Here is a 23660-nt window from a genome sequence, read left to right as displayed (position 1 = left end):
CGCGCATCGTGATCGACGAGGGATTCGCGCCATGACCAAATTCCAGACCCCTGAAACCGACGTCGCCGAGGCGGGCGCAGCGCGCGCCAAGTCCAACGGCGCGAGCGGGACGAAGCACACACCCGATCCCGACGCCATCGCGCTGCCGAGCGCGCTCGTCGACATCACACCGCAGCAGGCGGGCACGCAGACGCTGTTGCGCGGCCTCGCGATTCTCGAAGCCGCCGCGAACGGCGCGCGCGACCTGCGCGCGTTCGGCGCGGCGCTCGGCACGACGCGCAGCACGACGCATCGGCTCGTGAGCTCGCTCGTGCAAGCGCGCTATCTGCGTCAGGTGCAGGGCGGCTATCTGCTCGGGCCGAAGCTCATCGAACTCGGCACGATCGCGCTCGAACAGATGCCGCTCACGACCGTCGCGCGACCGCATCTGCAGGCGCTCGCCGAGCATACGCACGACACGATCCATCTCGGCGTGCGCGACGGCGACGACGTGCTCTACATCGACAAGATTCCGGGCACGCGCGGCCTGGAGATGCGTTCGCGCGTCGGGCACCGGATGCCGCTCGCGTCGACGGGCATCGGCAAGGCGATGATGCTCGACCTCGAAGCGAACGCGTGGAAGAAGCTGCTGGAAGCGTCGCATCGCGTGCTCGCGAGAATGAGCTTCAAGCCCGACAACCGCCCCGACTTCGACACCTTCCAGCAGCGCATGACGCGCTATGCGCAAGGCGGCTTCACGTTCGATCTCGAAGAGAACGAGGCGTCGATCCGCTGCGTTGCCGCGCCGGTGCGCGATGCGTCGGGCGCGATCGTCGCGGCATTGTCGGTGGCGAGCACCATTCCCTACATGCCGCACGAGCGCATGGAGGAACTGATTCCGGTCGTGCAGCGCGAAGCGCACGCGATCTCCGAGGAACTTGGCTGGCGCGCGCCGCAGGCCGCCCGCAGGATCAAGCGATGACCGCATCCGTTTCCACGCCCGCGCTCATCGCGCTCGACTGGGGCACGACTTCGCTGCGCGCCTATCTGCTTGGCGCCGACGGTCTCGCCCTCGATACGCGCGCATCGTCGGCGGGCATCATGAATCTGCCGGCGGGCGGGTTCGATCAGGCGTTCGAGCAAACCTGCGGCGCGTGGCTCGACGCGCACGCGCACTTGCCGGTGATCGCGGCGGGCATGGTCGGCAGCGCGCAGGGCTGGGTCGAAGCGCCGTACGTCGAAACGCCGGCGAACGCCGATGCGCTCGTCGCGGGCATCGTCGATGTGAAGACGGCGCGCGGCGTCGTGCTGCATGTCGTGCCGGGCGTGCTGGAGCGCGGCGTGTTGCCCAACGTGATGCGCGGCGAGGAAACGCAGATTTTCGGCGCGCTGGCGAGCGAGCCGGCGCTCGGAAACGCGGGCGGCGCGCTGATCGGACTGCCGGGCACGCACGCGAAGTGGGCGTTCGTCGCCGATGAGCGCATCGAGCGTTTCTACACCTTCATGACGGGCGAGACCTTCAGCGCGCTGCGCGATCACACGATCCTCGGCCGCACGATGCATCCCACCGCGACGCACGACGAACAGGCGTTCCTGCGCGGCGTCGAGACGGCGCGCGATGCCGGTCATCCCGGCGTGCTCGCGACGATCTTCAGCACGCGCACGCTCGGCCTCACGGGCCAACTGAGCGCGGAGCAGCAATCGGATTATTTGTCGGGCCTGTTGATCGGCCATGAATTGCGCGGGCTGAACGAAGTGCTTGCGCGCGAACAATCCGCGCTCGCGGGAAAGCCCCTGCGCCTGATCGGCAACGATGCGCTTTGCAATCGCTATCGCGCCGCGCTCGCGCGTTTCGGATGCCACGATGCCGCCACGGTCGCGCACGCCACCGAGCACGGCCTTTATGGAATCGCCGCGCTGGCCGGGCTGGTCGCGGCCAGGCGCGCGGCCTGAAAAGGAGAGAACACGATGCAGCCTCCCATCAATCTGCCCGCGCCCTACGGCATGCACGCCGGTCTCGCAAAGGCGTTCGCCGCGTGCCCGCTGATCGCGATACTGCGCGGCGTCACGCCCGCCGAAGCCGCCGATCACGGCCGCGCGCTCTATGAAGCGGGCTTTCGCATCGTCGAAGTGCCGCTGAATTCGCCGCAGCCGTTCGACAGCATCGCGGCGATCCGTCAGACGCTCCCCGCCGATGCGATCGTCGGTGCGGGAACGGTGCTGCATCCGAGTTACGTCGATAGCGTGAAGGCCGCGGGCGGCGAGCTCATCGTGATGCCGCACAGCGACGCCGATGTCGTGCGCGCCGCGAAGGCGCAAGGTCTCGCGTGCGCGCCGGGCGTCGCGACGCCGAACGAGGCGTTTCTCGCGCTGAAGAACGGCGCGGACGTGCTGAAGATGTTTCCCGCCGAGCAACTCGGCCCAACGGTGACGAAGGCATGGCGCGCGGTGATCGCGAAGGACGTGCCGCTCGTGCCGGTCGGCGGTATTGCGCCGGACAACATGGAGCCGTTCTTGAGCGCAGGCGCGAACGGCTTCGGCCTCGGCTCGGCGCTCTACAAGCCGGGCCAGAGCGCGGACGTCACGGCGCGGCACGCGAAGGCGTTCATCGACGGACTGGCCGTTGCACGAGGCGCAGCCAAATGAACCGCCTCGCCGGCAAGGTCGCGATTGTCACGGGCGCGGGACGCGGCATCGGCGCGGCGATCGCGCTGGCGTTCGCGCGCGAGGGCGCACGCGTCGCGCTCGCGGAACTCGACATCGGCACGGCCCGCGAAACGGCCGAGCGCATCGGGGAAGAAACCGGCGCGAACGTCATCGCGGTCGAAACGGACGTGACGCAAAGCGCATCGGTGAAGGAAGCCGTCGCGCAGACCGAAGCCGCGCTCGGCCCGCTCGACGTGCTCGTGAACAACGCCGGCATCAACGTGTTCTGCGATCCGCTCACGATGACCGACGACGACTGGCGCCGCTGCTTCGCCGTCGATCTCGACGGCGTGTGGAACGGCTGCCGCGCGGTGTTGCCGGGCATGGTCGAGCGCGGGCGCGGCAGCATCGTGAACATCGCGTCGACGCACAGCTTCAAGATCATTCCGGGCTGCTTTCCGTATCCGGTGGCGAAGCACGGTGTGATCGGCCTCACGCGCGCGCTCGGCATCGAGTACGCGCCGAACAACGTGCGCGTGAATGCGATCGCGCCGGGTTACATCGAAACGCAACTGACGCTCGACTGGTGGAATTCGCAGGCTGATCCGAAGGCCGCGCGTCAGGCGACGCTCGATCTTCAGCCGATGAAGCGTATCGGCGAGCCGCGGGAAGTCGCGATGACGGCGGTGTTCCTCGCATCGGACGAGGCGCCGTTCATCAACGCGAGCTGTATCACCGTGGATGGCGGGCGAAGCGCGCTGTACCACGACTGAAGCAAACGAGATCACGAAGGAATGACGCACTGGCCGCTGTGCGGACATCAATCAACAAGAAAGCGGCCACACACTTCGTAGCGCCCGCGCGCGGGCATTTTTCGACATCGGAAAAAGTCGGGAGACAAAAAATGAAACGCAGACTGTTCCTCACGCTGATCGCCGCTGCCACGGCAACGAGCGCGTCCATGATCGCGGCGCCGGTCGCGCAGGCCGCCGACGAGGTCAAGATCGGCTTCCTCGTGAAGCAGCCGGAAGAGCCGTGGTTCCAGGACGAATGGAAGTTCGCCGAAATCGCCGCCAAGGAAAAGGGCTTCACGCTCGTGAAGATCGGCGCGCCGTCGGGTGAAAAGGTGATGAGCGCGATCGACAACCTCGCCGCGCAGAAGGCGCAGGGCTTCATCATCTGCACGCCGGACGTGAAGCTCGGGCCGGGCATCGTCGCGAAGGCGAAGGCCGACAAGCTCAAGATGATGACGGTCGATGACCGCCTCGTCGACGGTTCGGGCAAGCCGATCGAATCCGTGCCGCACATGGGCATTTCCGCATACAACATCGGCAAGCAGGTGGGCGACGGCATCGCCGCCGAGATCAAGAAGCGCGGCTGGGACATGAAGGATGTCGGCGCGATCGACGTGACTTACGAGCAATTGCCGACCGCGCATGACCGCACGGCCGGCGCGACCGATGCGCTCGTCGCCGCCGGTTTCCCGAAGGCGAACATCGTCGCCGCGCCGCAGGCGAAGACCGACACCGAGAACGCGTTCAACGCCGCGAACATCGCGCTGACGAAGAATCCGCAATACAAGCACTGGGTCGCCTACGGCCTGAACGACGAAGCCGTCCTCGGCGCGGTGCGCGCAGCGGAAGGCCGCGGCTTCAAGGCGGACAACATGATCGGCATTGGTATCGGCGGATCGGACTCGGCGTTGAACGAGTTCAAGAAGCCGAATCCGACGGGCTTCTACGGCACCGTCATCATCAGCCCGAAGCGCCACGGCGAAGAGACGTCCGAGCTGATGTACGCGTGGATCAAGGACGGCAAGGCGCCGCCGCCGCTCACGCTCACGACCGGCATGCTGGCTACGCGTGAAAACGTGGCATCGGTGCGCCAGCAGATGGGACTGGCATCGAACTAAGTCTTTCGTGAGGGAAGCGGGCCGCGCGTGCGGTCCGCTCGAGAATAGGAGGCGATGTGTCAGCGACGCTGCGTTTTGACAATATCGGCAAGGTGTTTCCAGGCGTGCGCGCGCTCGACGGCGTGTCGTTCGACGTCAACGCCGGCGAAGTTCACGGTTTGATGGGCGAGAACGGCGCGGGCAAATCGACCTTGCTCAAGATTCTCGGCGGCGAGTATCAGCCCGATTCGGGGCGCGTGCTCATCGACGACAAGGAAGTGCATTTCGCGAGCGCGGCGGCATCGATTGCCGCGGGCATCGCGGTGATTCATCAGGAATTGCAGTACGTGCCGGATCTGACCGTGTCCGAGAATCTGCTGCTCGGCGCATTGCCGAACCGGCTCGGCTGGGTCGACAAGCGCGCGGCCAAGGCGCACGTACGCGAGCGGCTTGCGGCGATGGGCGTCGATCTCGATCCGAATGCGAAGCTGCGCAAGCTGTCGATCGCGCAGCGGCAGATGGTCGAAATCTGCAAGGCGCTGCTGCGCAACGCGCGCGTGATCGCGCTCGACGAACCGACGAGTTCGCTGTCGCATCGCGAGACGGAAGTGCTCTTCAAGCTCGTGCGCGATCTGCAGGCGGATAACCGGGCGCTGATCTACATCTCGCATCGCATGGACGAGATTTACGAACTGTGCAACGCGTGCACGATTTTCCGCGACGGGCGCAAGATCGCCTCGCATCTTTCGCTCGCGGATGTGCCGCGCGAAACGCTCGTGCAGGAAATGGTCGGGCGCGAGATCAGCGACATCTACAACTATCGCGCGCGTCCTTTGGGCGACGTGCGCTTCTCCGTGAAGAACGTGGAGGGCGATGCATTGAGCGCGCCCGCGAGCTTCGAAGTGAAGCGCGGGGAGATCGTGGGCTTCTTCGGGCTCGTCGGCGCGGGACGCAGCGAGCTGATGCATCTCGTCTACGGCGCGGACAGAAAGAAGGGCGGCGACATCGTGCTCGACGGCAAGCCGATCAAGGTTCGCAGCACCGGCGAGGCGATTCGTCACGGCATCGTGCTGTGTCCGGAGGATCGGAAGGAAGAAGGCATCGTCGCGATGGCGACGGTCGCGGAGAACATCAATATTTCGTGCCGGCGACACTATCTGCGCGGCGGGCTGTTTCTGGATCGCAAGAAGGAGGCGCAGACGGCCGAGCGCTTCATCCAGTTGCTGAAGATCAAGACGCCGAGCCGGAAGCAGCGCATCCGTTTTCTTTCGGGCGGCAATCAGCAGAAGGCGATTCTGTCGCGCTGGCTCGCGGAGCCGGACCTGAAGGTCGTGATTCTCGACGAACCGACGCGCGGCATCGACGTCGGCGCGAAGCATGAGATTTACAACGTGATCTATCAGCTTGCGGAGCGCGGCTGCGCGATCGTGATGATTTCGTCGGAATTGCCGGAAGTGCTGGGCGTGTCGGACCGGATCGTCGTGATGCGGCAGGGGCGTATCGCGGGCGAACTGGCGCGCGAGAAGGCGAGCGAACAAACAGTGTTGAGCCTTGCGCTGCCGCAGGCGGAAACGGTCGCGCAGGCGGCGTAAAGACGAGAGGAGCGAATCATGGAAGCAAGAGAAAACATCGTGGGGCAGGCGACGGAAAGCGTCGCGAACGCGCTGATCCCGCAAAAGAACGACAAGCAGAAGTGGTGGCAGCAGATCACGGAATACAGCCTGATCGTGATCTTCATCGTGATGTTCGTGACGATGTCGCTGACCGTCGATCACTTCTTCTCGATCGAGAACATGCTCGGCCTCGCGCTGTCGATCTCGCAGATCGGCATGGTCGCGTGCACGATGATGTTCTGCCTCGCGTCGCGCGACTTCGACTTGTCGGTGGGCTCGACGATCGCCTTCGCCGGTGTTCTGTGCGCGATGGTTCTGAATGCGACGGACAACACGTTCATCGCGATCATCGCGGCGGTGGCTGCGGGTGCGGTGATCGGGTTTGTGAACGGCGCGGTGATTGCTTATCTGCGAATCAATGCGCTGATTACGACCTTGGCGACGATGGAAATCGTGCGCGGGCTCGGGTTCATCGTGTCGCACGGGCAGGCGGTGGGTGTGTCGTCGGATACGTTCATCGCGCTCGGCAGTCTGTCGATGATCGGGATTTCCCTGCCTATCTGGGTCACGCTTGCGTGCTTCATCGTTTTTGGCGTATTGCTCAATCAGACGGTGTATGGACGTAATACATTGGCTATCGGCGGTAATCCCGAGGCTTCGCGGCTCGCGGGGATCAATGTCGAGCGCACGCGTGTGTGGATCTTTTTGATTCAGGGCGCTGTGACCGCGCTGGCTGGGGTTATTCTCGCTTCGCGGATCACGTCGGGGCAGCCGAATGCCGCTCAAGGCTTCGAGCTCAATGTCATTTCTGCTTGTGTTCTTGGCGGTGTTTCTCTGCTGGGCGGTAGGGCGACGATTTCCGGTGTCGTGATTGGCGTGCTCATCATGGGTACTGTCGAGAACGTCATGAACCTTTTGAATATCGACGCGTTTTATCAGTACCTCGTGAGAGGGGCTATCCTGCTTGCTGCCGTTCTGCTCGATCAGTTGAAGAATCGCGGGTCGCGGGATTGATGTTTTGCGGTTGATGTCGCTGGATCCCGTTTTCGTGTCGGTCTATTAGCACTGCCCCTGTGCGGGGCGGCACCTACTTTCTTTGCTGCTGCAAAGAAAGTAGGCAAAGAAAGCAGCTTTTCAGGCCCGCGGTCACACGCACGTTGGGTAGTACTCTCGTCCCAGGCGGCACTCGCCTAAAGAGTGCCCTCGAAGGACTAACCGGGCTTGGCTCGCGCACGGTCCGCCGCCCGAAGGTGTTGAGAACGCTGGTTCAGCACGAAATGGCTTCGGCACAGCGCTACGCGCTGCCGCCGGGTATGCAAGGGAAACCAGCGGGCGGCAAGTGCAGTGAGATGGAGACGGCAGCAAAGAAGCACGCGCGGACCCGATTGACCGGTCGGCCGCGAAGCGGGCTGGAGCTATTTGGTGCTGAACCAGTTTGGTGTGTGGCGAGTGAAGGCAGACCGTGCGCGAGCCAAGTCGGGTTGGGCCTATGAGGGCACTCGTTAGGCAGCCCACGAACGACGAGAGGACTACCCAAATTGCGTGTGACCGCGGGCGTATCGGAAGCTGCTTTCTTTGCTTACTTTCTTTGCAGCAGCAAAGAAAGTGAGTGCCGCCCCGCACAGGGGCAGTGCTAATAGACCACTAAGAAACCGGGATCCGGCGAAAAGCGCAAAGCAAACAAGCGCGACAAGCGCAGCAAGGAGAGACAAAACCCAATGCCAACGATCGAAAAGAACCTCGCAAGATACCCCAGCCTGCAAGGCAAAACAGTGCTGATAACCGGAGGCGCAACCGGCATCGGCGAAGGCTTCGTCGAACACTTCTTCGATCAGGGCGCGAAAGTCGCCTTCTTCGACATCGACACCGACGCTGGCGAAGCGCTCGCCGACCGCCTCGGCGCGGCTCTGCAAGAAGGCCAAACGCGCCCGATGTTCCTCAACGTCGACCTGACCGACATCGACGCACTACGCAAAGGCATCGCCGATGTAAGAGCCGCCCTCGGCCCCATCAACGTGCTCGTCAACAACGCCGCCAACGACAAACGCCACGCAATCGAAGACGTCACACCCGAGTCGTACGATGCAGGCATCGCGGTCAACATCCGCCATCAATTCTTCGCGGCGCAGGCCGTCATCGACGACATGAAGCGCGCGGGCGGCGGCTCGATCATCAATCTCGGCTCGATCAGCTGGATGCTCAAGCAAGGCAACTTCCCCGTCTACACGACGTCGAAATCGGCAGTGCAAGGCATGACGCGCGGCCTCGCGCGCGATCTCGGCAAATTCGGCATCCGCGTCAATACGCTCGTGCCGGGCTGGGTGATGACCGAAAAGCAAAAGCGTCTGTGGCTCGACGAGGCCGGCAAGGAAGCAATCAAGCAAGGCCAGTGCATCGACGGAGAACTGCTGCCCGCACACCTCGCGCGCGCGGCGCTGTTTCTCGCATCGGACGACAGCAGAATGATCACGGCGCAGGACATGATCGTCGACGGAGGATGGGTCTGATGAATCCGATGCAAGCGCAACTTCTCATCGACAGCCAGTGTTCGCTCGGCGAAGGCGCGACGTGGTGCGCCGCGAGCGGCCGCTTCTGGTGGACCGATATCGAAGGCAAGAAGCTGTGGCGCTACGATCCGCGCGACGGCGCGAGCGAATCGTTCGACATGCCCGAGCGGCTCGCCTGCTTCACGCCGTGCGCCGATGCGCGTTTCCTGCTGCTCGGCCTCGCATCGCGGCTCGCGTTCCATGAAATCGCGACGGGCAAGATCGAAACCATCATGGAAGTCGAAGCCGATCTGCCGACGCGCCTCAACGACGGCCGTTGCGACCGCGAAGGGAGCTTCGTGTTCGGCACGAAACACGATGTGGACGATGCGCAACCGGTCGGCGCGTTTTATCGGCTGAACGCGGATCTGTCGCTGGAAAAGCTGCCGCTCGGGAATTGCGCGATCTCGAATAGCATCGGCTTCTCGCCCGATGGCGCGACGATGTACTACTGCGACTCGCCCACGCGTCAGATTCGCGTATGCGACTATCCGACGTTCGACAACGACCGCGTGTTCGTCGAGCTGACGGATGCGACCGGCGTGCCCGACGGCTCGATCGTCGATGCGGACGGCGGCTTGTGGAACGCGCAGTGGGGCGGCGCGCGCGTCGTGCGCTACGGAAGCGACGGCCGCGAGACGGCGCGCATCGACGTGCCGAGCGCGCAGCCGAGTTGCGCCGCGTTCGGCGGCGCGGACTTCGGCACGCTGTATGTGACGACGGCGCGCATCGGCCTCGGCGAAACAGACGCGCACGCAGGCGGCGTGTTCGTCGCGACGCCCGGTGCACGCGGCATCGCGGAAGCCGTATTTGCGGGCAAGGCGTAACCAGAACACGAGGCGGCGCGCGATCGACGCGCCGCCCGACCCATCCCGGCAACGCCGGGTTCTTCGCCTCTCGATGGAGCACGAGTCATGGCTGTCGCGCGAACAGAGCAAAGACCGAATCCTGCATCGACGTCCAAGGAACAGGCGAACACCCGCCGTGCGCGTCTCGCCGCCGCCACCGAACCGCCGATCCGTCCCGGCCCGAGCACCGCGGTCGTCGCGATGGGCGGCGCCGATGTCGACGGCTGCATCACGCTCGCCAACGCGCATTTGCGGCTCGAGCTGGCACCGTCGCTCGGCGGCGGCATCACGCGCTTCGACTGGCGGCACGAAGGCACGCTCGTGCCGATCTTCCGGCCGTGCGTCGAGCCGGGACCGGACACCGATCCGAATCAGCTCGCGTGCTATCCGCTTTTGCCGTATTCGAACCGCATCGGCAACGGACACTTTCAGTTTTCCGGACGCTCGATCGACGTGCCGTGCAATCGCGCGGGCGAACCGCTGCCGCTGCACGGCGATGGCTGGCTCGGCGCGTGGGAAGTCGCGGAGCAGGATTCCGCGCGCGTGCGTCTCACGCTCGATCGCAGCGGCGGCACGCCTTACGCGTTTCGCGCCGCGCAGACTTACACGCTCGACGAAGCGACGCTCGCCGTGACGCTCGATGTCGAAAATACCGGCGACGAAGCGCTGCCGTTCGGCCTCGGGCTGCATCCGTTCCTGATGCGCGAGGCGGACACGGAGTTGTCGGCGGCGGCGGGCGGCGTGTGGCTGTGCGGCGACGACTGGCTGCCTGTGCGGCATGTTCCGACGCCGCCCGCGTGGCAATTCGGCGTTGCGTATCCGATGCCATCGGAAATGGTCAACAACGCGTTCACCGGATGGAGCGGGCGCACGAGCGTGCTGTGGCCGAAGCGCCGCCTGTCGCTGACGATCGCCGCCGACACCGATTACTACGTGCTCTACGCGCCGCCCGGCGAAAGCTTTTTCTGCTTCGAGCCGGTCGATCATCCGATCAACGCGGTGAATCTGCCCGGCGGTGGGGAAGCGAACGGCATGACCGTGCTCGAACCGGGCGAACGCTTGTCGCGGGAATTCCGCTTCACCGTCGAGCGCACCGGGGAAGCGACGCGGCGCGGAAGGCCGCGCACGCGGGCAGGCGCGAAGGCGCGGGCACGGGACGCGGCGCGCTGATCCGCGCCGGAAGCGCGACGGAAGATGACGCCACGCACGTTAAAATGCGTGGCATCGACGTTTTCAACATCTTCCCGCCATGTCCTTCATCGAATCGCTCAATGCCGCGTGGTCGCGGACTCAATCGCTTTTGTGCGTCGGCCTCGACCCGGAGCCGGCGAAGTTTCCCGGCGCACTCAACGGCCGCGCCGACGCGATCTTCGAGTTCTGCAAGACCATCGTCGATGCAACCGCGCCGTATGCATCGTCGTTCAAGCCGCAGATTGCGTACTTCGCGGCGCATCGCGCGGAAGATCAACTCGAAGCGCTGATCGCGCATATCCACGAGAAGCACGCCGGCATTCCGGTGATTCTCGATGCGAAGCGCGGCGATATCGGCAGCACGGCCGAGCAGTACGCGAAGGAAGCGTTCGAGCGCTATCGGGCCGATGCCGTCACCGTGAATCCATACATGGGCTTCGATTCCATCGAGCCGTATCTCGCGCATGAGGGCAAGGGCGTGATCGTGCTGTGCCGAACGTCGAACGCGGGCGGCTCCGATCTGCAATTTCTCACGACCGATGGCAAGCCGCTGTATCAGGTCGTCGCCAGGCTCGCGGCGGAAAAGTGGAATGACAAGGGCCAGTTGGGCCTCGTCGTCGGTGCGACGTTTCCGAAGGAAATCGAAACGGTACGCGGGATCGTCGGCGACATGCCGCTTCTGATTCCGGGCATCGGCGCACAGGGCGGCGATGTCGAAGCAACCGTGCGCGCGGGCCGCACCGCGAACGGAACGGGCATGTTGATCAATTCGTCGCGCGCGATCATCTACGCCGGCAAGGGCGATGATTACGCGCAAGCCGCGGGCGAAGCCGCGAAGAAGACGCGCGATACGATCAATCAGTATCGGTGAGCGCGCGCTTCAACTATCGGCAATAGGCGCGAACAGCGCCTCGATGTCTTCGGCGGAGAACTTCTCCACCGCGCGCGCATCTTCGGACAGAATGCCCGCCGCGAGCGCTTAACGATGGCGATGTACAACGGCGGCTCGGTCGGCAATGTGACGTTCGATTGCGGCCGAAGGTCTTCCGACCCATCCAGCGGGCCACCTGATCCTTGCTGAACGTGACGGAATCGGCCGGATTGTCGATGCGCTTGTTCATGCGATCGACGCGCGCTCAGCGCTCGCTCTGATCCATGAACTCCAGCAGCCTGCGCAACGCATGCGCGGCGGCCTGCGTTCGCACTTGTTCGCGGTCGCCCTTGAAATGCTGGGTCTCGATCTGCGTATTCAGACGATTGCTCCATCCGAAGCACACGGTACCGACCGGCTTCGCCTCGCTGCCGCCCGCCGGTCCCGCCACGCCCGTAATCGACACCGAGACCTGCGCGCGGCTGTTGCGCAGCGCGCCTTCGGCCATGGCCTTCGCGACCGGCTCGCTGACCGCGCCGTGCTGTTCGATCAGCGTCGCGGGCACGCCGATCATCTCGATCTTCGCGAGATTCGAATACGTGACGAAGCCGCGCTCGAACCACGCGCTGCTGCCCGAAATATCGGTGATGGCGGTCGCGACCATGCCGCCCGTGCACGACTCGGCGGTGGCGAGCATCAGCCGTTCGGCGTGCAGCTTGTTGCCGACGCGAATCGCAAGTTGGTGAACGACGGTGTCGGTTGGCATGGCGGTAGTCTCGATGGATGGAAAAAATCAGACGGTCATGCGCCAGAGCGCGATCACGAGCAGCGTGAAGAACGCCGCGACGAGATCATCGAACATGATGCCGAAACCGCCTTTCAACCGGCGATCGAAATATCGGATGGGCGGCGGTTTCACCATGTCGAAGAAGCGGAACACGACGAACGCCCACAATTGCCCGGTGAAGGTCGCGGGCGTGACGAGCAGCAGCACGAGCCAGAACGCGACGATCTCGTCCCACACGACCGGCGACGGATCGTCGGTGCCCATTTTCTTCGCGGTGAAGCCGGTGAACCAGCATCCGGCGATGAAGCCGGCGACGATCAGCGCGCCCCATTCCGCGACCGTCAGATGCGGATTGAACACGACGAACGACACCCATGCGAATAACGTGCCGACCGTGCCCGGCACGATGGGAGACAGTCCGCTGCCGAAGCCGAGCGAAAGAATATGAAGCGGATGGTCGAGCATGAAGCGCGCGCTCGCCCGGCGCGGCTTGCTGCGCGGCGCGGCCGGGTCGCCCGCTAGCGTGGGGTCAGTCTGCATGGAAATGATCGAAGCCTTGCAACGTCAGGGAGAGCGGGGCGCCCGACGCATCGCGCCAGGCGATTGCGGGCGCACCGGATGACTCGATTGTACCGATGCGCGTCAGCGGCACTTTCACGTCCGTCGCGATCTTGGCGAGCGCGTCGCGGGCATCGACGGGCGCGGTGAAGCAGAGCTCGTAGTCGTCGCCGCCCGCGAGCGTGCATTGTCGGCGCGCGGTTTCGGGCAGCGCGCGCACGGCATCGGAGCACGGCACGGCATCGGCATCGACGACCGCGCGCACGCCCGAACGCTTCAGGATGTGCATGAGATCGCCCGCGAGGCCATCGGAGATATCGAGCGCCGCGTGCGCCACGCCGCGCAACGCCATGCCCAACGCGACGCGCGGTTCCGGGCGCTCCAGCGCGCGCCGCCAGGCGGAAGCTTCCGGCGCGGACCACTCGCCGCGAATCGCGCCGAGGCCCGCGCGCGCGTCGCCCAAGGTGCCGGATATGTAGATGTCGTCGCCGGGACGCGCCGCATCGCGACGCAATGCCGCACCCTGCGGCACGTCGCCGAACACCGTGATGCAGATGTTGAGCGGCCCGCTCGTCGTATCGCCGCCGACGAGCGCGCAATCGTGACGTTCCGCGAGCGCGAAGAGACCGTTGCTGAACGCTTCGAGCCACGTTTCGTCGGCGCGCGGCAACGCGAGCGCGAGCGTGAACGCGTGCGGCTTCGCGCCCATCGCGGCGAGATCGGACAGGTTCACCGCGAGCGCCTTGTGACCGAGCGCGTACGGATCGACATCGGGAAAGAAGTGGCGTCCTTCGACCAGCATGTCCGTCGAAATGGCGAGCTGATGGCCAACCGGCGGCGCGATAAGCGCGCAGTCGTCGCCGATGCCGAGCGGCTTCGCGGCCTCCTCGTCATGACGCGGGGAAGGCGCCGTCGCGCGGCGTGCAAAGAAACGGTCGATCAGTGAAAACTCGGAGAGCATGCGTCGGCGCTTGAGGTTGATTGTTGCAATGCACGATGAAAAACACAGCGCGCCGAAACCGGCGCCGCATCTCGAAAACACTCGGCCGATGCCCGCGAAGGCTTGCCGGACGGACCGACCAGACGTTTTCCAGTCATGGCACTTGTAGCCGAAATGCATGGAGCGCGGTCCGAAACCGCGACTGATTGGCGCTACAATGCGTTCGAACTTCCATTCTAATTCCCGCACTGCTAGCCCGCCTTATGACGACTGACGCTAATACCAAGTTGCGCGAAGCTGCGCTCGACTATCACGAATTTCCGGTTCCCGGGAAGATCGCGATCGCCCCCACCAAGCAGATGATCAACCAGCGCGACCTCGCGCTGGCTTACTCGCCGGGCGTCGCGTTCGCGTGTGAAGCGATCGTCGAAGATCCGCTGAACGCCGCGCGCTTCACCGCGCGCAGCAATCTCGTCGGCGTCGTCAGCAATGGCACGGCCGTGCTGGGCCTCGGCAACATCGGGCCGCTTGCATCGAAGCCGGTGATGGAAGGCAAGGCCGTGCTCTTCAAGAAGTTCGCCGGCATCGACGTGTTCGATATCGAGCTGAACGAAAGCGATCCGCACAAGCTCGTCGACGTGATCGCCGCGCTCGAGCCGACTTTCGGCGGCATCAATCTGGAAGACATCAAGGCGCCGGACTGCTTCATCGTCGAACGCGAATGCCGCAAGCGCATGAAAATTCCCGTCTTCCACGACGATCAGCACGGCACGGCTATCGTCGTCGCGGCGGCGATCACGAACGGTCTGAAGGTGGTCGGCAAGAACATCGGCGAAGTGAAGCTGGTCGCGTCGGGCGCGGGCGCGGCGGCGCTGGCGTGCCTGAATCTGCTCGTCGATCTCGGCATGAAGCGCGAGAACATTTTCGTGACGGATCTGGCCGGCGTCGTCTACAAGGGCCGCACGGAGCTGATGGACCCGGACAAGGAGCTCTTCGCGCGCGAAACGAGCGCGCGCACGCTCGCCGAAGTGATCGAAGGCGCGGACGTGTTCCTCGGGCTTTCGGCCGGCGGCGTGCTCAAGCAGGACATGGTCAAGCAGATGGCCGCGAAGCCGCTGATTCTGGCGCTCGCGAATCCGACGCCGGAAATCCTGCCGGAACTCGCGCTCGAAGTGCGCCCGGACGCCGTGCTCGCCACCGGCCGCACGGATTATCCGAATCAGGTCAACAACGTTCTGTGCTTCCCGTTCATCTTCCGCGGCGCGCTCGATGTCGGCGCGACCGTCATCACGAAGGAAATGGAAATCGCTGCGGTGAACGCCATCGCGGAACTGGCGCGTCAGGAGCAGAGCGATATCGTCGCGACGGCTTATGGCATTCAGGATTTGTCGTTCGGCCCGGAATATCTGATTCCGAAGCCTTTCGATCCGCGTCTCATCGTGAAGATCGCGCCGGCCGTCGCGAAGGCGGCGATGGACAGCGGCGTGGCGACGCGTCCGATCGAGGACATGGAAGCGTACGAGCAGCATCTGCAGCAGTTCGTCTATCACAGCGGCACGACGATGAAGCCCGTGTTCCAGCTCGCGCGCAGCGTCGAGCCGGAGAAGAAGCGCATCGTGTTCGCGGAGGGCGAGGAAGAGCGCGTGCTGCGCGCGGTGCAGATCGCCGTCGATGAAAAGATCGCGAAGCCGATTCTCATCGGCCGTCCGGCGGTCATCCAGCAACGCATCCAGAAATTCGGCCTGCGTCTCGCGCCGGGCGTCGATTTCTCCGTGGTCGATACGGACCACGACGAGCGCTATCGCGATTTCTGGCAGACGTACGCGAAGATGATGGCGCGCAAAGGCATCAGCCAGCAGATGGCAAAGCTCGAAATGCGCCGCCGCACGACGCTGATCGGCGCGATGCTCGTGCAGAAGGGCGAAGCCGACGGCATGATCTGCGGCACGGTGAGCACGACGCATCGTCATCTGCACTTCATCGATCAGGTGATCGGAAAGAAGGAAGGCGCGAACGTGTACGCGGCAATGAACGCGCTCGTGCTGCCGGGGCGTCAGATTTTCATCGTCGATACGCACGTGAACGTCGATCCGACGCCCGAGCAGCTCGCCGAAATCACGATGCTCGCGGCGGAAGAAGTGAAGCGCTTCGGCATCGTGCCGAAGATCGCGCTCCTGTCGCATTCGAACTTCGGCACGAGCAATGCGCCGACCGCGCAGAAGATGCGCGACGTGCTCGCGATCCTCAAGGAACGCGCGCCCGATCTCGACGTCGACGGCGAAATGCACGGCGACGTGGCGCTCGATGCGCGTCTGCGCAAGGAAGTGCTGCCCGAATCGACGCTCGAAGGCGACGCGAACCTGCTGATCCTGCCGAACATCGACGCGGCGAACATCTCGTACAACCTGCTGAAGACGGCGGCGGGAAGCGGCATCGCGATCGGGCCGATCCTGCTCGGCGCGGCGAAGCCGGTTCACGTGCTCACTTCATCGGCGACGGTGCGGCGAATCGTCAACATGACGGCATTGCTGGTGGCGGATGCATCGGCGGCGCGCTGATCGCGGCTTGCTTTGACCAAGAACGCGGCGGGCTTTCCCGCCGCTTTTTTTGCGCAAAAAAAAGCGTGCCGTGGACACACGGCACGCCGCGAAAAAAAGCAAAGGAGTGTTTGCTTTACACGCAAAAAGCGGGGTCGAACGGCAAGCGCGATGCCGCGAAACTGGCGACGAGTGAGGCGGCTCGTCCAACGCTTCAGATCCCACGAGCAAATTATTATCCTGACTGGGATAGAAATCTCTCAGATTTCGGCTAATTCTTCGGATGATTACGTCATCAGAATTTGCGGGATCGGTCCAAACTGCGAAAAAATTTCCGATTTTCGGGCGAACGTTGCTTCGCCCTGTCATTAGCGATACCCTTACATCTTTCATGGTCGTGAATTCTGGTGTAACGCGAGGACAACCGTTTGGTGACACGCGCGAGGGCTCTTTCGTTTTTCGTCGCCTTGAGCGTCCTGTTGGGCGCGTGCGGCAAGGATGAACCTCGAAGCGGCGTTCAGGAGATGGTTGCTTCGGCGAGTCCGGCGCCCGTCTCGCCGGCCGAACCGGTCCGTGAAGCGCAGATGCGGCAACCGCAAGCGACCGGCGAGCAGGAGCGCGACGGGCTGGCCACCGTCTACATTGCGCAGTTGCCCAAGCAGGCGGTCGCAACCTTGCGGCTGATCGAAGCGGGCGGCCCTTTCCCTTTCGAGAAGGACGGCGTCGTGTTCGGCAATCGCGAGCGTTTGCTTCCGCGGCATCCACGCGGCTACTACCACGAATACACCGTTCCCACGCCTCGCGCGCGGGATCGCGGCGCGCGCCGGATCGTGTGTGGCGGTCCGAAGAAGAAGCTCGACGATTGCTACTACACGGACGACCACTACGCCAGTTTCAAACGCATTGCGGATCAACTACGGGATTAACGGCATGAGCGACAACATCTACGCGCACGACCACAGCGTCGCGGGTGATCTTTTCGCCACCGGCGATGGCAACCTGTTCCAGCGAGTATTGCGGCTACGCATGACAGAACACGACAACAGACCCGACGACGAGACCAGGCCCGAGGAGCTCCATCCGCAAGAGGATTCGGAATCGCTGTTCGCAACCGTGCGGCCGAACATCGTGCAGTCGATTCGCGCGTTCCGGGTGCAGGATCTCGCGGACGAAGCGAACCGCCTCGGCCAGCATTTCCTGTACGCGTATCTCGGCCATGCGCAGAGCAAACAGGAAGTGCTCGAGACTATCGCTCTTTCGTTTCTCTTTCCCAAACACTTCGGCAAGAACTACGACGCGCTTTACGATTCGCTCACCGATCTCGTTCACAAGGCGGGCTCGCAACCGGGTTTCGTGATCGTGCTGGAACAACTGCCGATCGCGCAGAAGTTCGACAAGGAAGGCCGCGAAGTGCTGCTGGACGTATTCCGCGACGCGGCGGAATTCTGGGCGGAAAGGAAAGTGGCTTTCCGCGTGTTCTATTCGTTCGTCTGAGCATTCGAACCAAGGCCGGCGCAAAGCAGGAAAATAGCCCGATGGGTTTCCATCGGGCTATTTCTTTACCAGCCGCCCCAGCGCGCGGCCAGCGCCGCCAACACCGCAATGCCCGCCGTCTCCGTGCGCAGCACGCGCGGGCCGAGCCCGAGCGTGGAAAAACCCGCATCGACGATCGCGGTTTCTTCCGCGGGCGAAAAACCCGCTTCCGGACCGATCAGCAAAGTGACGGGACTCGCCGGCGGATCGACGGGCAACGATGCAAAGCTGACTTCGGCGCGCGGCGAGAGAAGGAGGCGCAGTTCGCCGTCGATGGCGGCGGGCAGGTCGGCGAGCCAGGCGCCGAGATCGCGCGGCGGCGCAACCTCGGGCACGCGATTGCGCCCGCATTGCTCGCACGCCGCGCGCGTGAGCGCCTGCCAGTGCGCCTGACGACGCAATGCGCGCTCGCCGGCGAGACGCACGACGCCGCGCTCGGCCGTGATCGGCGCAATGCCCGAGACGCCGAGTTCCACCGCCTTCTCGATGAGCCAGTCCATCTTGTCGCCGCCCGCGACGCCTTGCGCGAGCGTCACGCGATACGGCGGCTCGGCTTCGCGATCGCTGTGTTCGTCGATGCGCGCGGTCGCCGCGCGTTTGGCGATATCGACGAGCTCGCCGCGATATTCGCCGCCGCGGCCATCGAAGAGTGTGATTGCATCGCCCGTTTGCAGACGCAGAACGTGCACATGACGCACGACGTCATCCGGAAGGGCGAAGGTTTGGCCTGCGCAGAGCGGGCCGTCGACATGAAAACGTGGCATGAATGATTGATCGCGGACTCGGCCGTCCGCGGATAGTGAGAATGCCTGCGCGCTCAGCGCAGATGCCGCGCGATCGCCCAGCGATAGCCGTCCGGATCTTCGATCTGCGCGAAGCGGTCGCCCCAGAACTGGTCCTGCGGCTCGATGAGCGCCTTCGCGCCGACTGCGAGCGCCTGATGGAACGTGGCGTCGACGTCATCGACGTATAAATAGAAGGACTGCGGCGCCATTTGCCCCGCGCTCTTCGGCGTGCGCGCCTGCGAACCGTACGCGCCTTCGGGCGCGAACATCACGATCAACTGCCCGCGATACGTCATCTCGACATGGATGACCGTGCCGTCGTCGTTGACGCTGTCGCGCACCGCGAAGCCTAGCGCTTTTTCATAAAACGCAATGCTCACGCGTGCGTCGCGCACGGTGAGATACGGAGTCAGCCAGGGCACGTCGGCGGGGCGAGGGTCGGTCATCGAAAGCACTCCTTGAAGCCTTGCTGCTGCACATTGGGAAACATTTTGCCATGAAGCCGTACGATCAATGGACCGGCAAGGAACCTGCGCGATACGCCGCGCGCCGGACGGATTTCGCCAGATGAACGTCCGTTGACCGCGCGCGTTACCGTGTAAGGTCACGGATTGTCATGCCGCCGTGACAGTGCGGCGACGCGTGAAGTGCACGGAACATGCCCGCGCCCGGGACGTCCGGACGCACCGGATTTGCGCCCTTACAGACGCGTGTCAATCGGACCGGTCTGTTAGAATGATGGGCTTCCGATCCTCGTCGTTTCTCGTCGTTTCCAAGTCGTTCCGGTCCTGAAAACGTGGTGTGTGCGGGTCCGGCCCGAGTGAGAAGTACTGCAAGAGAAGCACCGCGGATCATTTCAGCACCTGCCCAGACTCGACATGACGATCCCGACCTCCAGCCAGACCGCCCTCATGGCCAACGCAATCCGCGCGCTCGCCATGGACGCCGTTCAACAAGCCAACTCCGGCCATCCCGGCATGCCGATGGGCATGGCGGAAATCGGCGTCGCGCTGTGGTCGCGCCATCTGAAGCACAATCCCGCGAATCCGCACTGGTTCGATCGCGACCGTTTCGTGTTGTCGAACGGTCACGGCTCGATGTTGCTGTATTCGCTGCTGCACCTCACCGGCTACGACCTGCCGATGAGCGAGCTCAAGAACTTCCGTCAACTGCATTCGAAGACGCCGGGCCATCCGGAATACGGCATCACGGCCGGCGTCGAGACGACCACGGGCCCGCTCGGCCAGGGCGTCGGCAATGCGGTCGGCATGGCGCTCGCCGAGGCGCTGCTCGCCGCCGAATTCAACAAGGCTGACGCGAAGATCGTCGATCACTACACGTACGTGTTCCTTGGCGACGGCTGCCTGATGGAAGGCATTTCGCACGAAGCGTGCTCGCTCGCGGGCACGCTCAAGCTCAACAAGCTGATCGCGCTGTACGACGACAACGGCATTTCCATCGACGGCCACGTCGAGCACTGGTTCCACGACGACACGCCGAAGCGCTTCGAAGCGTATGGCTGGAACGTGATCCGCGCCGTGGACGGCCACAACGTCGATGCAGTCGATGCCGCTATCGCCGCCGCGAAGAAGTCGGACAAGCCGACGCTGATCTGCTGCCGCACGGTCATCGGCAAGGGCGCGCCGACGAAGGCGGGCGGTCACGACGCGCACGGCGCGCCGCTCGGCGACAAGGAAATCGCGGCGACGCGCGCGGCGATCGGCTGGAACTACGGTCCGTTCGAAATTCCGCAGGAAGTGTATGCGGCGTGGGACGCGAAGGAACAAGGCACGCACGCCGAAGCGGAATGGAACAAGGCGTTCGACGCCTATCGCGCGAAGTACGCGTCGGAAGCGAGCGAATTCACGCGCCGCATGAGCGGCGAGCTGCCGGCGAACTGGGCCGAAGCTGCCGCGAAGATCATCGAGGACGCGAATCAGAAGGCCGAAACCATCGCGACGCGCAAGGCCTCGCAGAACGCCATCGAAGGGCTGGCCGCGGCACTGCCGGAACTGCTCGGCGGCTCGGCCGACCTGACCGGCTCGAACCTCACCAACTGGAAGGCTTCCAAAGCCGTTCGCGCCGCAGGCGACGCCGAAAACGCGAATCCGGAACACGCGGGCATCCAGTGGGGCAATCACATCAACTACGGCGTGCGCGAGTTCGGCATGTCGGCTGCGATCAACGGCATCGCGCTGCATGGCGGCTATCGTCCGTTCGGCGGCACGTTCCTGACGTTCTCGGACTACAGCCGCAACGCGCTGCGCGTCGCCGCGCTGATGAAGTCGCGCTCGATCTTCGTCTTCACGCACGATTCCATCGGTCTCGGCGAAGACGGTCCGACGCACCAGTCGATCGAACATGTGTCGAGCCTGCGCCTGATCCCGAATCTGCAGACGTGGCGTCCGGCCGATACGGTCGAAACGGCGGTCGCGTGGACGCATTCGATCGCGCACAACGGCCCGTCGACGCTGATTTTCAGCCGCCAGAATCTGCAATTCTCGCCGCGCAACGACATTCAGATCGCCAACATCGCGAAGGGCGGCTACGTGCTGCGCGACTGGAACGACGATATCCCCGCGCGCAAGATCATCCTCATCGCGACCGGCTCGGAAGTGCAGCTCGCGATGCAAGCCGTCGAGGCGCTGGCGAAGGAAGGCATCGGCGCGCGCGTCGTGTCGATGCCGTGCACGAACGTCTTCGACAAGCAGGACGCCGAGTATCGTGAGCGCGTGCTGCCGAAGGGCGTGGCGCGCGTGGCGATCGAAGCGGGCGTGACGGATTTCTGGCGCAAGTACGTGGGCCTCGAAGGCGGCGTGGTCGGCATCGACACGTTCGGCGAGTCGGCTCCGGCGGGCGCGCTGTTCAAGCATTTCGGCTTCACGGTGGAGCATGTTGTCGCGACGGCGAAGGCCGTCCTCGCCGCGCAGTAAAATTCGCGGTCAGCGAAGCAGGTTTTTTTAAGCCAAGGAGATAGACCATGACGATTCGCGTTGCAATCAACGGCTATGGCCGTATCGGCCGCAACACGCTGCGCGCCCTCTATGAAAACGGCAAGAAGCACGACATCGAGATCGTCGCCATCAACGACCTCGGCGATGCCAAGACCAACGCGCACCTGACGCAGTACGACACGGCGCACGGCAAGTTCCCGGGCGAAGTGTCGGTGGACGGCGATTACCTCGTCGTCAACGGCGACAAGATCCGCGTTTTGGCGAACCGCAACCCGGCCGAACTGCCGTGGGGCGAGCTGAAGGTCGACGTGGTGATGGAGTGCACCGGCTTCTTCACGACGAAGGAAAAGGCGAGCGCGCACATCAAGGGCGGCGCGAAGAAGGTCATCATCTCGGCGCCGGGCGGCAAGGACGTCGACGCGACCATCGTGTACGGCGTGAATCACAACGTGCTGAAGGCGTCGGACACGGTCATCTCGAACGCATCGTGCACGACGAACTGCCTCGCGCCGCTCGTAAAGCCGTTGAACGACAAGATCGGCCTGGTGAACGGTCTGATGACCACGATCCACGCGTACACGAACGACCAGGTTCTGACGGACGTCTACCACGAAGACCTGCGCCGCGCGCGCTCGGCCACGCACAGCCAGATTCCGACGAAGACGGGCGCTGCTTCGGCCGTCGGCCTCGTGCTGCCCGAGCTGAACGGCAAGCTGGATGGCTACGCGATCCGCGTCCCGACGATCAACGTGTCGGTCGTCGATCTGTCGTTCATCGCCGCGCGCGATACGACGGTCGATGAGATCAACAAGATCATGAAGGAAGCGTCGGAAGGCGAACTGAAGGGCGTGCTCGGCTACAACGATGCGCCGCTGGTCTCGATCGACTACAACCACAACCCGGCTTCGTCGACGTTCGATTCGACGCTCACCAAGGTGTCGGGCCGTCTCGTGAAGGTGTCGAGCTGGTACGACAACGAATGGGGCTTCTCGAACCGCATGCTGGATACGGCGGTCGCCCTCGCGAACGCGAAGTAAGTTTCAGCCTGCTGAAACGACAAAGCCGCTCTTCGGAGCGGCTTTTTTTCGCCTCAAGCTTTGCTCGGAACGGGAAAATGCACGCCCGCACGCTGCGCCGCGTTGACGATGTGACCTTCGATCGCGCGGCCGGCCTTCTCGCCGTCGCGCGCCTTCAGAGCCTCGATGATGACCGCGTGTTCGTGATACGTCGATAACACCAGTTCGCGCCGATAGAACGGCAGCCGCTGGCTCTCCTTCATGATGTCGGCGCTGCCGCGCAGGATCGATTCGATCGCCGCATTGCCCGCGAGACTCACGATACGCATGTGAAACGCGAAGTCGAGTTGCGCGGCTTCTTCCAGCGCCGATTCGGTCAACGCGGCGTGCAGCGAGTCGAGATTGTCGTCGAGCCAGTCGATGTCCGCGTCGCCGATCGAATGCGCCGCGAGCCGCGCGACGAATCCCTCCAGCGCGAAGCGCATCTGATAGGTGTCGGGCAACGACGCCTGATCGGCGAAGCGCCACGGATGTGCGTTGCTTGCCTGCGCACTGCTGACATACACGCCTTTTCCGGGCCGGATATGCAGCATGCCGAGCGCTTCGAGCGTCGAGAGCGCCTCGCGTAGCGACGCCCGGCTGATCGCCAATTCTTCCGATAGCTGCCGCTGCGCCGGAAGCAGACTCCCGACCGGATACATGCTCGATTCGATGCGCTCGCGAATGGTCGCGATGGCGGCGTCGGCCACGGTATGCGGGACGTTTTTCATAGGAAGAAAACTGAATTGGCCGGTCTGACCGCCATTGTATGCGCGTGCCGTGCGCACGTGTGAACGACCGTGTCGCGGCCATTTCCGTACCCGGCCGGAACAGGGTAAACCGCTACCAATGCTTCCTTGACGGCTCTATATCGGCTTTCTAATATTCCCCATCACAGCACTGGTCCGACCAGTCGGAACAGTTGC

Annotated in this window: 22 protein-coding genes; 16 read left to right on the top strand and 6 right to left on the bottom strand. The window is 63.9% G+C overall.

Going from position 1 to position 23660, the window contains the following annotated elements:
* Nucleotides 1-31 precede the first annotated feature (31 nt).
* The 11 genes from NCS03_RS11850 to pyrF all read left to right on the top strand — a co-directional run bounded on the left by NCS03_RS11850 (nucleotide 32) and on the right by pyrF (nucleotide 11585).
* Nucleotides 32-961: an IclR family transcriptional regulator gene (locus NCS03_RS11850; RefSeq protein ID WP_008342893.1), complete on the top strand. Its 930-nt coding sequence runs from the start codon at nucleotides 32-34 to the stop codon at nucleotides 959-961.
* Complete coding sequence (locus NCS03_RS11845) at nucleotides 958-1932, top strand: 2-dehydro-3-deoxygalactonokinase (RefSeq protein ID WP_250458972.1); 975 nt, start codon at nucleotides 958-960, stop codon at nucleotides 1930-1932. The genes NCS03_RS11850 and NCS03_RS11845 overlap by 4 nt, the downstream gene beginning before the upstream one ends.
* Nucleotides 1933-1947: 15 nt before the next feature.
* Nucleotides 1948-2625 carry a 2-dehydro-3-deoxy-6-phosphogalactonate aldolase gene (locus NCS03_RS11840; protein WP_008342891.1) on the top strand — a complete coding sequence of 226 codons (678 nt, stop codon included), beginning with the start codon at nucleotides 1948-1950 and terminating at the stop codon, nucleotides 2623-2625.
* The gene (locus tag NCS03_RS11835; RefSeq protein ID WP_250529207.1) at nucleotides 2622-3398 is read left to right on the top strand and encodes an SDR family oxidoreductase; all 777 of its coding nucleotides are present in this window, start codon (nucleotides 2622-2624) and stop codon (nucleotides 3396-3398) included. The genes NCS03_RS11840 and NCS03_RS11835 overlap by 4 nt, the downstream gene beginning before the upstream one ends.
* Before the next feature lie 131 nt (nucleotides 3399-3529).
* Nucleotides 3530-4537: an arabinose ABC transporter substrate-binding protein gene (locus NCS03_RS11830; RefSeq protein WP_008342889.1), complete on the top strand. Its 1008-nt coding sequence runs from the start codon at nucleotides 3530-3532 to the stop codon at nucleotides 4535-4537.
* A 56-nt stretch (nucleotides 4538-4593) separates the two neighbouring features.
* Nucleotides 4594-6108: an L-arabinose ABC transporter ATP-binding protein AraG gene (gene araG / locus NCS03_RS11825; protein WP_250435194.1), complete on the top strand. Its 1515-nt coding sequence runs from the start codon at nucleotides 4594-4596 to the stop codon at nucleotides 6106-6108.
* Between the two features lie 18 nt (nucleotides 6109-6126).
* Nucleotides 6127-7143, top strand: a complete 1017-nt coding sequence (araH, locus tag NCS03_RS11820) for an L-arabinose ABC transporter permease AraH (RefSeq protein ID WP_175982767.1) — start codon at nucleotides 6127-6129, stop codon at nucleotides 7141-7143.
* A gap of 704 nt (nucleotides 7144-7847) precedes the next feature.
* Entirely contained in the window at nucleotides 7848-8636 is a 789-nt protein-coding gene (locus NCS03_RS11815; RefSeq protein ID WP_250529206.1) for an SDR family NAD(P)-dependent oxidoreductase, read from the top strand.
* Nucleotides 8627-9502, top strand: coding sequence for an SMP-30/gluconolactonase/LRE family protein (locus NCS03_RS11810; RefSeq protein ID WP_250529205.1), 876 nt, complete (start codon nucleotides 8627-8629; stop codon nucleotides 9500-9502). The genes NCS03_RS11815 and NCS03_RS11810 overlap by 10 nt, the downstream gene beginning before the upstream one ends.
* 87 nt (nucleotides 9503-9589) lie before the next feature.
* Entirely contained in the window at nucleotides 9590-10693 is a 1104-nt protein-coding gene (locus tag NCS03_RS11805) for an aldose 1-epimerase (protein WP_250529204.1), read from the top strand.
* 79 nt (nucleotides 10694-10772) lie between these two features.
* Nucleotides 10773-11585 (top strand): orotidine-5'-phosphate decarboxylase, encoded by an 813-nt coding sequence (gene pyrF / locus NCS03_RS11800; RefSeq protein WP_250529203.1) that lies wholly within the window; start codon nucleotides 10773-10775, stop codon nucleotides 11583-11585.
* Between the two features lie 265 nt (nucleotides 11586-11850).
* Here pyrF and NCS03_RS11795 read toward each other — a convergent pair whose 3' ends face one another.
* From NCS03_RS11795 to thiL, 3 genes are read right to left on the bottom strand one after another with little or no spacing between them, the layout of a single operon-like run.
* Nucleotides 11851-12351 carry a CinA family protein gene (locus NCS03_RS11795; protein ID WP_008342881.1) on the bottom strand — a complete coding sequence of 167 codons (501 nt, stop codon included), beginning with the start codon at nucleotides 12349-12351 and terminating at the stop codon, nucleotides 11851-11853.
* 27 nt (nucleotides 12352-12378) lie between these two features.
* The gene (locus NCS03_RS11790; protein ID WP_239295150.1) at nucleotides 12379-12912 is read right to left on the bottom strand and encodes a phosphatidylglycerophosphatase A family protein; all 534 of its coding nucleotides are present in this window, start codon (nucleotides 12910-12912) and stop codon (nucleotides 12379-12381) included.
* Nucleotides 12902-13891 (bottom strand): thiamine-phosphate kinase, encoded by a 990-nt coding sequence (gene thiL / locus NCS03_RS11785; RefSeq protein WP_250529202.1) that lies wholly within the window; start codon nucleotides 13889-13891, stop codon nucleotides 12902-12904. Before thiL ends, NCS03_RS11790 begins: the two co-directional genes overlap by 11 nt.
* Nucleotides 13892-14133: 242 nt before the next feature.
* Here thiL and NCS03_RS11780 point away from each other — a divergent pair, with 242 nt between their 5' ends.
* The 3 genes from NCS03_RS11780 to NCS03_RS11770 all read left to right on the top strand — a co-directional run bounded on the left by NCS03_RS11780 (nucleotide 14134) and on the right by NCS03_RS11770 (nucleotide 17901).
* Entirely contained in the window at nucleotides 14134-16428 is a 2295-nt protein-coding gene (locus NCS03_RS11780) for an NADP-dependent malic enzyme (RefSeq protein WP_008342878.1), read from the top strand.
* A 410-nt stretch (nucleotides 16429-16838) separates the two neighbouring features.
* A complete protein-coding gene (locus tag NCS03_RS11775) occupies nucleotides 16839-17333 on the top strand; it encodes a guanyl-specific ribonuclease (protein ID WP_250529201.1) in 495 nt (164 codons plus the stop codon).
* Nucleotides 17334-17337: 4 nt separating this feature from the next.
* Nucleotides 17338-17901: a barstar family protein gene (locus NCS03_RS11770; RefSeq protein ID WP_008342876.1), complete on the top strand. Its 564-nt coding sequence runs from the start codon at nucleotides 17338-17340 to the stop codon at nucleotides 17899-17901.
* A 65-nt stretch (nucleotides 17902-17966) separates the two neighbouring features.
* On the opposite strand, the gene NCS03_RS11765 is transcribed toward NCS03_RS11770, so the two are convergent.
* Nucleotides 17967-18704 carry a 16S rRNA (uracil(1498)-N(3))-methyltransferase gene (locus NCS03_RS11765; protein WP_008342875.1) on the bottom strand — a complete coding sequence of 246 codons (738 nt, stop codon included), beginning with the start codon at nucleotides 18702-18704 and terminating at the stop codon, nucleotides 17967-17969.
* Between the two features lie 53 nt (nucleotides 18705-18757).
* Nucleotides 18758-19171, bottom strand: a complete 414-nt coding sequence (locus NCS03_RS11760; RefSeq protein ID WP_008342874.1) for a VOC family protein — start codon at nucleotides 19169-19171, stop codon at nucleotides 18758-18760.
* 432 nt (nucleotides 19172-19603) lie between these two features.
* Here NCS03_RS11760 and tkt point away from each other — a divergent pair, with 432 nt between their 5' ends.
* A complete protein-coding gene (tkt, locus tag NCS03_RS11755; RefSeq protein ID WP_239295147.1) occupies nucleotides 19604-21658 on the top strand; it encodes a transketolase in 2055 nt (684 codons plus the stop codon).
* A gap of 47 nt (nucleotides 21659-21705) precedes the next feature.
* Complete coding sequence (gene gap / locus NCS03_RS11750) at nucleotides 21706-22716, top strand: type I glyceraldehyde-3-phosphate dehydrogenase (protein WP_250458997.1); 1011 nt, start codon at nucleotides 21706-21708, stop codon at nucleotides 22714-22716.
* 53 nt (nucleotides 22717-22769) lie between these two features.
* Here the strand turns inward: gap and NCS03_RS11745 are convergent, their stop codons facing one another.
* Nucleotides 22770-23465, bottom strand: coding sequence for a FadR/GntR family transcriptional regulator (locus NCS03_RS11745; protein ID WP_250529200.1), 696 nt, complete (start codon nucleotides 23463-23465; stop codon nucleotides 22770-22772).
* Nucleotides 23466-23660 lie beyond the last annotated feature (195 nt).

It is taken from the genome of Caballeronia sp. ATUFL_F1_KS4A, from assembly GCF_023630905.1.
Taxonomy (GTDB): domain Bacteria; phylum Pseudomonadota; class Gammaproteobacteria; order Burkholderiales; family Burkholderiaceae; genus Caballeronia; species Caballeronia zhejiangensis.
This window is presented reverse-complemented; position numbering and strand designations above follow the sequence as displayed.

Bases quoted from the DNA above. Each gene is read 5' to 3' on its own strand.
- NCS03_RS11780 (WP_008342878.1), top strand. From the start codon at position 14,134: ATGACGACTGACGCTAATACCAAGTTGCGCGAAGCTGCGCTCGACTAT.
- NCS03_RS11790 (WP_239295150.1), bottom strand. From the start codon at position 12,912: ATGCAGACTGACCCCACGCTAGCGGGCGACCCGGCCGCGCCGCGCAGC.
- NCS03_RS11815 (WP_250529206.1), top strand. From the start codon at position 7,848: ATGCCAACGATCGAAAAGAACCTCGCAAGATACCCCAGCCTGCAAGGC.
- NCS03_RS11765 (WP_008342875.1), bottom strand. From the start codon at position 18,704: ATGCCACGTTTTCATGTCGACGGCCCGCTCTGCGCAGGCCAAACCTTC.
- NCS03_RS11760 (WP_008342874.1), bottom strand. From the start codon at position 19,171: ATGACCGACCCTCGCCCCGCCGACGTGCCCTGGCTGACTCCGTATCTC.
- NCS03_RS11840 (WP_008342891.1), top strand. From the start codon at position 1,948: ATGCAGCCTCCCATCAATCTGCCCGCGCCCTACGGCATGCACGCCGGT.
- thiL (WP_250529202.1), bottom strand. From the start codon at position 13,891: ATGCTCTCCGAGTTTTCACTGATCGACCGTTTCTTTGCACGCCGCGCG.
- NCS03_RS11830 (WP_008342889.1), top strand. From the start codon at position 3,530: ATGAAACGCAGACTGTTCCTCACGCTGATCGCCGCTGCCACGGCAACG.
- NCS03_RS11795 (WP_008342881.1), bottom strand. From the start codon at position 12,351: ATGCCAACCGACACCGTCGTTCACCAACTTGCGATTCGCGTCGGCAAC.
- NCS03_RS11745 (WP_250529200.1), bottom strand. From the start codon at position 23,465: ATGAAAAACGTCCCGCATACCGTGGCCGACGCCGCCATCGCGACCATT.
- gap (WP_250458997.1), top strand. From the start codon at position 21,706: ATGACGATTCGCGTTGCAATCAACGGCTATGGCCGTATCGGCCGCAAC.
- NCS03_RS11845 (WP_250458972.1), top strand. From the start codon at position 958: ATGACCGCATCCGTTTCCACGCCCGCGCTCATCGCGCTCGACTGGGGC.
- NCS03_RS11850 (WP_008342893.1), top strand. From the start codon at position 32: ATGACCAAATTCCAGACCCCTGAAACCGACGTCGCCGAGGCGGGCGCA.
- araH (WP_175982767.1), top strand. From the start codon at position 6,127: ATGGAAGCAAGAGAAAACATCGTGGGGCAGGCGACGGAAAGCGTCGCG.
- NCS03_RS11770 (WP_008342876.1), top strand. From the start codon at position 17,338: ATGAGCGACAACATCTACGCGCACGACCACAGCGTCGCGGGTGATCTT.
- NCS03_RS11805 (WP_250529204.1), top strand. From the start codon at position 9,590: ATGGCTGTCGCGCGAACAGAGCAAAGACCGAATCCTGCATCGACGTCC.
- pyrF (WP_250529203.1), top strand. From the start codon at position 10,773: ATGTCCTTCATCGAATCGCTCAATGCCGCGTGGTCGCGGACTCAATCG.
- tkt (WP_239295147.1), top strand. From the start codon at position 19,604: ATGACGATCCCGACCTCCAGCCAGACCGCCCTCATGGCCAACGCAATC.
- NCS03_RS11835 (WP_250529207.1), top strand. From the start codon at position 2,622: ATGAACCGCCTCGCCGGCAAGGTCGCGATTGTCACGGGCGCGGGACGC.
- NCS03_RS11810 (WP_250529205.1), top strand. From the start codon at position 8,627: ATGGGTCTGATGAATCCGATGCAAGCGCAACTTCTCATCGACAGCCAG.